The 11,165-nt window shown below is 64.8% G+C and carries 13 protein-coding genes; 5 read left to right on the plus strand and 8 right to left on the minus strand.

Annotated features, from left to right (window positions below; genetic code table 11):
* Positions 1-3: 3 nt before the first annotated feature.
* From ACJ512_RS24605 to ACJ512_RS24640, 8 genes are all read right to left on the minus strand, one after another.
* On the minus strand, positions 4-483 hold the full coding sequence (locus ACJ512_RS24605; protein WP_407689368.1) for a hypothetical protein: 480 nt from the start codon (positions 481-483) through the stop codon (positions 4-6).
* Positions 480-803 (minus strand): helix-turn-helix domain-containing protein, encoded by a 324-nt coding sequence (locus tag ACJ512_RS24610; RefSeq protein WP_407689367.1) that lies wholly within the window; start codon positions 801-803, stop codon positions 480-482. Before ACJ512_RS24610 ends, ACJ512_RS24605 begins: the two co-directional genes overlap by 4 nt.
* A 289-nt stretch (positions 804-1,092) precedes the next feature.
* Positions 1,093-1,272, minus strand: coding sequence for a hypothetical protein (locus ACJ512_RS24615; protein WP_407689366.1), 180 nt, complete (start codon positions 1,270-1,272; stop codon positions 1,093-1,095).
* Positions 1,269-2,648 (minus strand): DUF3631 domain-containing protein, encoded by a 1,380-nt coding sequence (locus ACJ512_RS24620; protein WP_407689365.1) that lies wholly within the window; start codon positions 2,646-2,648, stop codon positions 1,269-1,271. The genes ACJ512_RS24615 and ACJ512_RS24620 overlap by 4 nt, the downstream gene beginning before the upstream one ends.
* Positions 2,648-2,953 (minus strand): DUF2742 domain-containing protein, encoded by a 306-nt coding sequence (locus ACJ512_RS24625; protein ID WP_407689364.1) that lies wholly within the window; start codon positions 2,951-2,953, stop codon positions 2,648-2,650. Before ACJ512_RS24625 ends, ACJ512_RS24620 begins: the two co-directional genes overlap by 1 nt.
* Positions 2,954-3,217: 264 nt before the next feature.
* Complete coding sequence (locus tag ACJ512_RS24630) at positions 3,218-3,418, minus strand: DNA-binding protein (protein ID WP_407689363.1); 201 nt, start codon at positions 3,416-3,418, stop codon at positions 3,218-3,220.
* A gap of 113 nt (positions 3,419-3,531) precedes the next feature.
* Positions 3,532-4,032: a hypothetical protein gene (locus ACJ512_RS24635; RefSeq protein WP_407689362.1), complete on the minus strand. Its 501-nt coding sequence runs from the start codon at positions 4,030-4,032 to the stop codon at positions 3,532-3,534.
* Complete coding sequence (locus ACJ512_RS24640) at positions 4,029-5,135, minus strand: tyrosine-type recombinase/integrase (RefSeq protein WP_407689361.1); 1,107 nt, start codon at positions 5,133-5,135, stop codon at positions 4,029-4,031. Before ACJ512_RS24640 ends, ACJ512_RS24635 begins: the two co-directional genes overlap by 4 nt.
* A gap of 838 nt (positions 5,136-5,973) precedes the next feature.
* On the opposite strand from ACJ512_RS24640, the gene istA reads away from it, so the two are divergent.
* The 5 genes from istA (at position 5,974) to ACJ512_RS24665 (ending at position 10,767) form a co-directional block, all read left to right on the plus strand.
* Entirely contained in the window at positions 5,974-7,524 is a 1,551-nt protein-coding gene (gene istA / locus ACJ512_RS24645) for an IS21 family transposase (RefSeq protein ID WP_461479869.1), read from the plus strand.
* Positions 7,521-8,297: an IS21-like element helper ATPase IstB gene (gene istB / locus ACJ512_RS24650; RefSeq protein WP_461479870.1), complete on the plus strand. Its 777-nt coding sequence runs from the start codon at positions 7,521-7,523 to the stop codon at positions 8,295-8,297. The genes istA and istB overlap by 4 nt, the downstream gene beginning before the upstream one ends.
* A 21-nt stretch (positions 8,298-8,318) precedes the next feature.
* Positions 8,319-8,519 (plus strand): hypothetical protein, encoded by a 201-nt coding sequence (locus ACJ512_RS24655; protein WP_407689841.1) that lies wholly within the window; start codon positions 8,319-8,321, stop codon positions 8,517-8,519.
* Entirely contained in the window at positions 8,519-9,235 is a 717-nt protein-coding gene (locus ACJ512_RS24660; RefSeq protein WP_461479871.1) for a hypothetical protein, read from the plus strand. The genes ACJ512_RS24655 and ACJ512_RS24660 overlap by 1 nt, the downstream gene beginning before the upstream one ends.
* Positions 9,236-9,594: 359 nt before the next feature.
* Positions 9,595-10,767 (plus strand): Fic family protein, encoded by a 1,173-nt coding sequence (locus ACJ512_RS24665; RefSeq protein WP_407689767.1) that lies wholly within the window; start codon positions 9,595-9,597, stop codon positions 10,765-10,767.
* Positions 10,768-11,165 lie beyond the last annotated feature (398 nt).

An 11,165-nucleotide genomic window follows, 5' to 3' on the forward strand; every position in this document is an offset into this window, starting at 1 on the left:
GATTCACTTCTGTGCTCCTGTTCCGAATCTCTTTTGTGCTGCTGCTCGGCCGACGGCACCGGGTCCGCTCTGAGTCGTTGCGGTAGATGATCCGGTTTGTTTCTTGCCGAATCGTTTCTCGGCTTCGGCACGGCCCGCAGCCCCCGGTAGCGCGCCTGGTGGTTGGCCGCCGTGCTGGCCCCAGCTCGAACGCTGCTGGCCGCCGGGCTGGTCGTGCTGCACCCCGAATAGCGCGGTCAGACTACCCATGACGCGCTGCTCATCGACCTGACCGTCCGTGTCGATGAACTTTGCCGGGTCGATGCCGGAGAGCCACGCATCGAGCTGGCTTCCCGACAGTATTTGCGCGGCAACTTCCTTCAACTGCTCGGCGCTGTTGGGCGGTCGGACGCGCGCGGTGAACGCGGTCCAGTCTTCGTCGTTCATCCGGCTGGCGTAGTCCTCGAGCTGGGCTTGCTGCCGCTCAGGGTCGTTGTCACTCAATGTGTTTCCTTCCAGTGCTCGACGGCTGTGCGTGGGAAGCGCCAGCGGTCGCCCTGCTGGATGCCGCCGAGTTCATCGCGGTGGCGACGGACCCACCTGTCGTTGCGCCCGATCAGTTGCGCGACTTCCATACTGCTGAGTGTGTCGGACTGGTCGGTGTTGAGCGAGTTTTGCTGTCCGCGTGCGGACATTCGGATTTTGGTGTCGAGCTGCACGTAATAGCGGTTCAACCACGGCGGAATAGGCTCGCCAGTCAGCCGGCGCCGGCGCACGACTTCAGCCGCACAGCGATAAGCACACTGCAAGTCGGTTTCGGTCACGCCGACACCGCCTTGCGCTTCCTGTGCTCGCTCGGGTGCGACACCCATGGCCGATGCTGCCCAGCGACGACGCCGTGAACGCCGTTGTGTGGCAACTCGTCGGCCCATGCACGGCAAGCCGCTAGTGCCGGGCAGCGGTGGCATGCGCTGATGGCGAACTGGATGCGCTCTGCCGTGTCGTCGTCGGATGGCCCGGCGTCGAATGTGTCTGAATGCCCGCGGCACAGTGCACCCGGTAGTGCTGGGACGCCGCGCAGGATCGCTGCCGTCAACTCAACCCACGGCGCCGTCATCGCACCGGACTCCCGAGCCCGACGACTTCTGACGGCCTGTTGGCCAGGTCCAGGCAATAGACCAGATGCCCCGGGTCCATGTACCAGTGCGACCGGCCGCACCAGTCGCAGGTGAGTTCGACGAATTGGTGGCCGTCGCGCAGCGGACGAGTTTGCAATACCTTCGCGCGCTTCACGATGCACCGCTCTGGTTTGCTGGGCAGCTTGGCTTGTGTCCCATCGTCGGCACGTGCCAATGGCACCCACTGCAGCGGTCAGGTCCATCCGGCGGTGTGAAGCCACTTTCTGCACCGTTTCCGAGGGGGTGGGTTTCGGATCGGTGCAAGCGGTTATTGCGGTGCATCTGGTTGTTTCCGCAGGAATCTGCACCGGTTTCACCGGTATAACCAGTTGCACCGGTTTCAGATGGGGGTGCACCGATTCGGAGTCGGCGCCACACCGGTTCGAATTGTGACCGGAAGAATCCCCTTGGCCCGCGTCCACCCGGGCGCTGGGAAGTGACCTTCGACGCCTGGGAAACGAGTTTGCCGAACCGGTGCTCGGTTAGTGCCTTGCCATAGCTACTTTGCACTCCCCAGTAGTCGGGATTGTGTCCGATGAGCTTGGCGACGAGTTCGCGCGTCGGTACCAGCTCGTCGTGGTCGGAGAAAACGGAATGCAAGTCTGTCATCAGCACCACGGCGGGCGGCTGATTCCGTAAACCCGCATCCCGTTCCGCTGCATCTTCATCGAGGCTTCGGCGTATGAGTTCATCGGCGACAGCCGGCCAGCGTCCCCCGGCGACGACTGCAACACGCTTGAGTGGGCGCCACTTCTCCTTGGTGCGGGCGATGCAGTTCGGCGGCAGATCGACGGGGAGACCTTTGATCTGGTCGCGTACGTGGTCGGCGAATCGAGCGACCCTATCGTGAAGCGCACGCGCCTCGTCCTCGATGTGCTCCCAATCGCTGTCCTCGATCGACCCATCCGTGTCGGGCATGAGCAGGAGCCGGATGCAGCGAGACCGTGTGTCATCTGCGAGGACCGGGGCATTGCCGGCTATGGCTACGGGTGCGTGCGTGGGCATCTCGCTTGCTTCCCAGCCGCCGCCCTTGATGGGCACCAACACCGGCCTGGTGGCCCCGACGCGGTAGCCGCTGTTGATGATCGCGAGCAGGTCAGGCGTTCCTGGACCGTCTGGGCGCAGCGTGCGGTCCACCTCGTCGAACAACAAAGTCCGCATCTCGCGTTCGAGTAAGCGCGGAATCAGGGCAGGTGATGGCGTACTTGCCATCTGAATCGGGTTGAAGCACAGCCGGTTTAGGTGATCCAGTGCGGTCGTTTTCCCGCTCTCGGGCATGATGGAATCTAGTTGCAACCGCGGAGTCGTATACAGTTCGGCGGCGAGATGCGTGTGCACGGTCCACAACGCCAGCAGCGCGAGGTCTCCGCCGAACGTCACCTTGATGAAGCGCCCGAACCACTTTTCAAGATCGTCGAGTACCTGGGCGCCGTCGGGGTCATCCTCGGCATACCATTCGCGCAGTTCGTCCGAGCGATCGATGGTAGTCACTAGATCACCGACCGCGGAATGTAGACGTCGCGACGGTTACGGGTCTGCCGCTCAACGTCTTTCCAGTCGGCAGCCGCGGACAGGGCCTTCGATGCCTCGGACATCGCCTCCTGGCGGCTGTCCAGCCTTAGCGCCCAGTGCTGGGCAGCATCGAGCAATGCGGCCAGTTTCACTGGCCCATCGGGGAGCGCGCACCACGCCGGAGAGCCGACCAGCGGCCACGAATCGACCCGATCCAGAAACGGCCGCACGTGCTCGTGAACTGACCACCAGGAGACCTGTTGCGATTCAATCGTCCTAGACATCGGCCGCCGCCGCTCGTGCCCGGCAGGTCGGGCCGCGATGATGGATCACCGAGACTGGGTCAGCCAGAGGCCGATGGCAGTCGACACACCGGACACTGAGCCGGTATCCGAGCGCGTAAGTCTCTGCCAGTACCGCGGCCTCGCGCCGGTCCTCGGCGGTCGGGGCGGCGTAACCGTCTTGACGGCGGTATCCGTTAGAATTCTGGGCAGTTGTGGTGGTTGGAGAGGGTCGGTCCTGTGGGGGGACCGGCCTTTTTCGTTCGGTCATGCAGCACCACCGCCGACCGGCTGCAGCAGCGCGTTTTCCAGCTCGTTCAGATCGACCTTGATCAGCCGCGGGCCGACACGGTATCCCTGTATGCGGCCTTGGGCGATGTAGCGCCGAATGGTGCGGGTGCAAACATCGGCCGTCGCCGCTGCGACGGGGATGCTGGCCAGTCGAAGTTGAGGTTTGTTCTTGGGCACGGTGAGCCGCCCTCCTTTAAAGGGTCGGCTCGGGCGCCCAGATCCGAGCTATTCGCGGGTCTCCCGCGGACGGTACCCACGATAACAGTCGTGTCCGCTAAGGTACGGACCTGTCACTGTTCGGCGTGTCCCGGCGGCGGCGACACGGTGGACTTGCGGCCTTCGCGGCCAAAGATGCCACCGACCGTGAACAGATATTCATCAGTGCGGCAATCGCAAGCGGCCCAAACCGGTTCGGTCGGGTCAAACATGCCCTCAATGAACGGCTCCGAACGCCCCCACTTCCCGCGCCGCTTCGATGCTTTACGTTCTGCGCTGGCGGCCGCCGCCAGGCGCCCATGCTCACCAGGAGGCAAATCCCCGGGGTCGGGAAGACCCCGAGGAAGCCGGTCGAGGGAGGCTAAGCGGATCACACGAACGTCGGTGCCGTCGGGGAGCTTGAGCGGAATCACTTCGATTATTTTGGAATGACAACCAGTACAATAGATTTCGTGGTCTACGTAGGACGCCTTGCTTCTCAATGCGTCAATTGCGGCAAGTTGGGCATCGAGGTAGGCGTCGACTTCGTGCATGGCTTCTTCGGTCAACCATGACAGGTCAGGTTTATCGTTCACGTTGTCTCCGTTGACTTTTTGGCGAGACGCGAGAGGCGTTCCGCAATTTCGGCGTCGCGCCCCTCGGCGACGTGCTGGTATTTCAGCGCCATTTGTGGGGTGGTGTGCCCGAGACGGTGCATCAATTCTGCTGTGGTGGCACCGGATTGGGCGGCGAGCACCGCGCCGACGTGGCGCAGGTCGTGGACTCTCAGGTTCGGTTTGCCGATAGCTGCGCGGGCCTTCTCCCAGTGAGTCCGGTACAGGTCAGCGCGCAGATGGTTTCCGTCCTCGTCTGGGAACAGCAGCGAATCGGCAGCGCGGCCGACGTGATTCTTTATGTGCGACTTGATGATTGGCCGTATGTGGGGCGGCACTGCCACATCTCGCACGCCGGCCGCGGTTTTCGGCTCTCCGGGATAGAAGTTGCCGTTGCGGTAGGTGACGGCCCGACGCACGTGCAGAACGGCGCAATCGCTGCTGACATCTTTGCGGCGGAGCTCGGAGGTCTCACCCCAGCGCAACCCGCACCATGCGGCCATGACCACGCTGGCGCGCAGCTGCGCGGGCATCTTGGCGGCCAGCTTGTCCACTTCGGCCGGCGTCAGGATGTCCACTTCGCGGCGGCGCTTGGTTTGCATCGCCGCGCGGATGCGGCACGGGTTGGCGTCGAGCACTTCGTCCTGAACGGCGGTCGCGCAGATGGCGTGCAGCAGCGCATAGGCGTGCGCGTTGCGGGTCGGATGCCCAGAACCGAGGGCGCCATGCCATTCGCGGACCTTGGCCGGTGTCAGGGTGACAATCTTCGCGTCGCCCAACTCGGGCAGAATCAGCCGCTCCAACATGGACTCGTAGTGTGAGCGCGTGCGTGGGCGCAACTGGCGCTGCTCGATCCAGCGGGCCGCGTAGGCGCGCAAGGTGATGCCGTCGGAGCGTTCGACCGCTCCCCACGTGCCGAGATCGATTTTGCGGCGCTCGATGGCAAGCCAGCCTTCGGCGTCGGACTCGCTGGCGTAGGTTCTGGGGGCACGGTGAAGCTTCGTGTCGGGGCCGATGTAGGCGGCGCTGTAGCGGCCCGAGCGTTCCTGCCGGATACGGCCGAAGCCGCGGCGACTACGCGCCACCGGTCAGACTTCCGCACAAGATTTGCACAACTTGAGTGTACCGATATGTCCGGCAGTGTCCTATACTGTCGGAGTGGGAAAAGTGCCTAATCCGCAGGTAAAGGCGCAGAAACCGCAGTTAGAGAAACCAGCCACGCCGCACGTCTCGTCAGGTTCGAATCCTGCCGGGGGCACTGCCGGGGGCACTAGCATTCTTGCAGTTCAGAGCGTTTTCGCGGATCGCCCGCTTGATCTGCGCTTGATCCCGTTGCCCCAGGTCAGTTTGCTGGATGGTTCCAGACATGCGAGCTGGTCAGGGAGGGATTGACGTGTCGCGGCGTGTGCTCACGCCTACGCAAATCCAGCGGGTGCCGATCACCCCGTCTGCGGTGCGTGTCAACACCGCGCGGCACCAGGTGTCCCGAAGCCACCGCAGGAACTGATCACGTTCGGGCGGACGCTGAAAAAGGCAAGTAACCGTTGCGGCAACCGTTAATCTGATCCCCTATCCACAAGGGGTGGAACACGTCGCTACAGAGCAGGCCGTTTATCCCGCCAGTGGAGGGAGGAACGCGCATGATCCGCCGACTCACCTGGCCAATCATCGGCCTTGCAGCCACAAGCGCACTACTAGCAGGTGTAGCTAATGCCGACCCAAATGGTTCGACCAATGCCGTTCGCAAAGGCACGTTGCGTGTGATCACCTGAGTTGGCCCCAGTTGGGTCGTTTTTCTGCATGAATTTTGGCTCCACCTGGGCGGTGATCCGCTGGGCGGTGGGCTCAGCGTGTCGTCGCGAATATTGGCCCCACCCGGGATGCGATTTCCACGTCAGTCGTCATCGGCGTGGAGGTTCGGGAATGGCACGGTCGAAGGTGGAACTGTTCGAACAGATCAGGCGTGACAGGCGGGTCGAGGAGCTGTCGATCCGCGAGTTGGCTCAGCGGCATCGGGTGCATCGGCGCTCGGTGCGCCAGGCGTTGGCCTCGGCGGTTCCGCCGCCGCGGAAGGCCTACGGGCGGCGGCCGCGCCCGGCGATCGACCCGTATGTCGAGGTGATCGATTCCTGGCTGCTGGGCGATCACAAGGTGCCGCGCAAGCAGCGCCATACCGCGCGTCGGGTCTGGCAACGGCTGGTCGCTGAGCATGGCGCGCAGGTGGCCGAGGTGACGGTGTCGCGGTATGTCGCCCACCGCAAAAGCGAGCTGGGTCTGGACCGGGTCGAGGTGATGGTGCCCCAGACCCACGCCCCGGGCGCTGAGGCCGAGGTCGACTTCGGCGAGTTTTTCGCCACCATCGCCGGGGTGTTGGTCAAGGTGTGGATGTTCGTGATGCGCCTGTCGCACTCGGGCAAGGCTTTCCACGTGGGGTTTGCCACCCAGGCCCAAGAAGCGTTCCTGGAAGGACACGTGCTTGCCTTCGAGCATTTCGGTGCGGTGCCGGCCCGGATCCGCTACGACAACCTCAAGCCCGCGGTGGTGCGGGTGCTGCGTGGCCGGGACCGGGCCGAATCAGAACGATTCATCGCCCTGCGCAGCCATTACGGCTTCGACGGGTTCTTTTGCATCCCGGGCAAACAAGGAGCGCACGAGAAGGGCGGCGTGGAAGGTGAGATCGGCAGGTTCCGCCGCCGACACCTGGTTCCGGTGCCCAAGGTAGCGTCGTTGGCTGAACTCAACGAGGTGATCGCTGCCGCCGATTGGGCTGATGACGCCCGGGTGATCACCGGGCGGCCGGTCAGCATCGCGGCGGCGTTTGACGCCGAACGCGCGCATCTGTCACCGCTGCCCGATGAGCGCTTCGATGCGGCCCGGCTGCTGCAAGCCCGGGTCGATACCCGGGCCCGGGTCTGCGTGCGGCAGTGCTACTACTCGGTGCCGGTGCGCTACGCCGGGCGGCGCCTGGCGGTACGGCTGTCGGCGAGCCGGGTCGAGATCCTCGACGGCGCGCAGGTGGTGGCCGCCCATGAGCGGGCGGCCACCAAATACGCCCAGGTCCTCGTCTTGGATCACTACCTGGAAGTCCTCAAGATCAAACCGGGTGCGCTACCGGGGGCGACCGCGCTGGCCCAAGCCAAAGCGTGTGGGGCGTTTACCGTTACCCACCAACGGTATTGGGACGCCGCCCGCCGCGAACGCGGCGACCAGGCGGGCACCCGGGCGTTGATCGAAGTCCTGCTCGCCCACCGCAGCCTGCCCGCCACCGCGATGATCGCCGCGATGGACAAAGCAGTCGACGCCGCCACGCTGGACCCGCAGGCCGTGCTGATCGACGCCCGCCGCCACGCCGGCGGCGCGCTCGCGCCGGTCATCCCGATCGGTGCGCTGGCGCGCTACGACCGGCCCGCCCCAACGCTGACCGGCTACGACGACCTGCTGAGCACCAACGCCACGATCCAGAGCGCACCATGAGTGCTCGAACCCAGGACGCCGCCCAAGCCGCCATCGGTGCCGCGGCCCGCGAACTGCATCTGCCCACCGTCCGCGACGAAGCCACCCGCCTGGCCGAGATCGCCGTGCGGGAACGTCAAACCCACCTGGGCTTCCTCGCCGAAGTCCTCACCGCCGAAGTCGACGACCGCAACGATCGGCGCCGCGCTCGGCGCATCAGCGAAGCGAAATTCCCTCGCCTCAAACGGCTCGCCGAGTTCAACACCGACGCCGTGGCATCGGTCAGCGCCGCGCAGCTGGCCACTTTGGCCGGCGGCGCCTGGATCGACAACGGGCAACCGCTGGTGCTGCTCGGCGACTCCGGGACCGGCAAAACACATCTGCTCATCGGCCTGGGACTGGCGGCCTGCGAACAAGGCCGCCGGGTCCGCTACGTGACCACCGCACAGCTCGTCAACGAACTCGTCGAGGCCGCCGACGACCGGCAACTATCCCGCGTCGTTGGTCGATACGCCCGCCTGGACCTGCTGCTGCTCGACGAGCTGGGCTACGTCCAAATCGACACCCGCGGAGCCGAACTGCTGTTCCAGATCATCACCGAACGAGAGGAACGCGCCAGCATCGCCATCGGCACCAACCTCCCCTTCAGCGAGTGGGGAACCGTCGTCGCCGATCCGCGCCTGGTCGCCGCGATCGTGGACCGAATCACCTTCAACGCCCACATCCTCGAGACCGGCACCCAGTCCTACCGGCTACGCACCAGCAAGACCCGTCGAACCAAGAACACCCCCTGACCAGCGAAAGGAAAAACGACCATGCCCGACATCACCATCAACAGCGGCGACGCCGCCGAATTCGCCGACCTGCTGAGCTGCCTGCGCGACTGGATCGACCTCGAGCAAGACCAACTCGATCCGCTGCTGACCAAACACGGCTACGACCTCACCGGCCTGCGGGTCGGCCTCGACCAACTCAGCGCGCTGCTGAGCCGCAACGACGACGAACCGGTGTTCTGATGCCAGACACAACCACAACCACCGAGCACCTCACCGCCGGCCAACTGGCCGACCGGGCCGCGCACGCCATCTACCAGCTCAACCACCGCACCCACCCGGGCGGTGACGACCTCGTCTATCCCGCCGACACCGCCGCGATCATCGCCACCCTGGCACACATGACCGGCATGCTCCCGCAGTTGCTCGCCCAGCTCACCCGCTGGCTGGCACACCAGCACCAAACCGGCAGGCTGACCCTCGACTCACTCGCGCCGCAGCCCGACCTCGCCCCGACGATGCACGCCCTGACCAGCAGCCTGCAACACGCCATCGAACACGCGCAGCACACCGCCGCCGAACTCGACACCGCACACCAACACGCAACGCACCTCGCCGCTGCCGAACCAGCCACCAACGATCAAGAACCGAACACCGCCACATGGGGCCAAAATTCATGCAGATCAGTGGGGCCAAACCACTTGACGAAACGCAGCACGTTCTGCTCGTCGAGCAGTCTGGGCGTCAGAGGGGTTTCTCGCGCAGGTGAAAACTTAGTCTGCCAAGACGATGGCAGCGGAAAGAATCGCTGGCTCCCCCTCCGCGAAGGTGTGTTCTGCTCGGCAAGCAGTCTAGGAGACAATGGATTTTCTTCGGCGGGGCAAAACTTGGTCTGCCAAGACGATGGCAATGGTCAGAACCTCTGGCTTCCAGAGCCTCCCCAGGAGGCGGCGAACTAGCTAGGACAAAATGACTCTCCGGCGAGTGGTCGCCCTGGCCCGTACGGCTACTCGTTGCGGGGCACCCACGCTGAGTGGGAACCGGTGTCGCTGATGGGCACGGCCTGGGCTCGCCCGCCCGGCCAGCCGGTCCTTGGGGGCCGGTTCGACATGCCGCAGCTGACCCACGTCGGGCACAGGCACGGGCTGCCCTAAGTGAAGTCAACGGACACCCGTTAACTTCACTTAACCACATAAGTGAGGCTAACCCGAAGCAATGACTTCACATCGCCCCCCCGGCTCGGGCGCGGCTGCGCTAAGTGAAGTCACCCGGCGCTATTAACCTCACTTAGTCGTATAAGTGAGGTTAGACTGCAGCAATGACTTCACTTCGCCCCATCACCTACGAGGACGTTCGTTGGGAACCACAGGGGACGCGGTACGCGAGCGCGGCGCTGCCGAAGTACGGCACCTACCACCCTGCCGTGCCGGCCAACATTGCCGAGCTGATCCTGGACCTGCCGCCGTCCATGCTCGCAGAAGCCGAATCCGCCAGCCGCGAGGTCACGCGCTTCGACGCGGAACTCGGAGGCGAAATCGCGCCGCTTGCCGCCGTGTTGCTGCGGTCAGAGTCCGCCGCCAGCTCACAGATCGAGAACCTGACCGCATCAGCCCGCGCTATCGCCGAGGCCGAGCTGCCCGGCGGCAGGGCCAAGCGCAACGCTCAGATGATCGTCGCCAACACCGCTGCGATGCAAGCAGCGGTCGCCCTGTCCGACACTGTTGACGCCGACGCCATCCTGGCGATGCACCGCGCGTTGATGGCCACCGAGCCACGCCATACACCAGGCGAATTCCGTACCGCGCCAGTGTGGATCGGCGGCGGCTCCACCCCCATCGGCGCGACATTCGTCGGCCCGCGCCACGAGCTGGTCCCCGGCGCGATTGACGACTTGATCGCCTTCGCGCAGCGCGCCGACGTTCCCGCACTGCCGCAGATCGCGGTGGCCCATGCACAGTTCGAAACCATTCACCCCTTCACCGACGGGAACGGACGCACGGGCCGCGCACTAGTACAAGCCATGCTGCGCAACAAAGGCTTGACCCGCCAGGTGACGGTGCCGGTCTCGGCCGGGCTGCTGGCCGACACGGGCGCATACTTCGCCGCGCTGACTACCTACCGCGACGGTGACGCCGCGCCGATTGTCGAGCGCTTCTCACAGGCCAGCGTCCTGGCTATCGCGAACGGGCGTCAGCTGATCGCCGACATTCGCGATATCCGCGAAACCTGGAACGACGTGATCACCGCGCGGTCCGACTCGGCGGTGTGGAAGGTCGCTGATTTGTTGACCCGCCGCCCGGTCGTCAACGCTGCCCTACTCGCGCACGAGCTGGGCATCGAGTCCACCAACGCTCACCGCTACCTCAACCCGCTCACCGAGGCGGGAATCCTCGTCGAGACGACCAGCGGCCCCCGCAACCGCGTGTGGCGTTCTCCTGCAGTGCTCGCTGCACTCGACGCATTCGCCGAACGGGCCGGACGGCGGGGCTGACCGCCGTGTGAAAACTTCATTGGCGTTGCGACCCAACACTATTGCCCGGACGTTAAAACATGATCGCCCTGCTCATGTCCGATCGCGAATGATCTGGCTCCACTTCACTGTCAGCAACGACTCGAGCCGTCGACGTAGGTTAGGTGCCGGGTGGTCTCATTGAAGGTCAGGCGCCCCTCCGGAACCGCGACGTCGCGGCCGTCAGCGCTGAAGTAGCGCGCCGAGCTGGGTTCTTCGTCCTCTCGGACTAGACATCCCAGGGCCCCAATTCGTCAAGCGGCGGCCATGCGGTGTGCCCAGACGGGTGTGTTCGTTGAAGGGCTGTTTGTGGCGTAGGCGGCCGTGCAGGATGCCGACGAGGCGGTTGCCTAGGTGGCTGGTGTTTTTCGCGTGGCGTT

Source organism: Mycobacterium cajalii, from assembly GCF_045809005.2.
Lineage (GTDB): Bacteria > Actinomycetota > Actinomycetes > Mycobacteriales > Mycobacteriaceae > Mycobacterium.

Excerpts from the sequence above, each read along its gene's own strand:
- istA (WP_461479869.1), top strand. The coding sequence starts at position 5,974 with ATGGCACGGTCGAAGGTGGAACTGTTCGAACAGATCAGGCGTGACAGG.
- ACJ512_RS24665 (WP_407689767.1), top strand. The coding sequence starts at position 9,595 with ATGACTTCACTTCGCCCCATCACCTACGAGGACGTTCGTTGGGAACCA.
- ACJ512_RS24660 (WP_461479871.1), top strand. The coding sequence starts at position 8,519 with ATGCCAGACACAACCACAACCACCGAGCACCTCACCGCCGGCCAACTG.
- ACJ512_RS24625 (WP_407689364.1), bottom strand. The coding sequence starts at position 2,953 with ATGTCTAGGACGATTGAATCGCAACAGGTCTCCTGGTGGTCAGTTCAC.
- ACJ512_RS24655 (WP_407689841.1), top strand. The coding sequence starts at position 8,319 with ATGCCCGACATCACCATCAACAGCGGCGACGCCGCCGAATTCGCCGAC.
- istB (WP_461479870.1), top strand. The coding sequence starts at position 7,521 with ATGAGTGCTCGAACCCAGGACGCCGCCCAAGCCGCCATCGGTGCCGCG.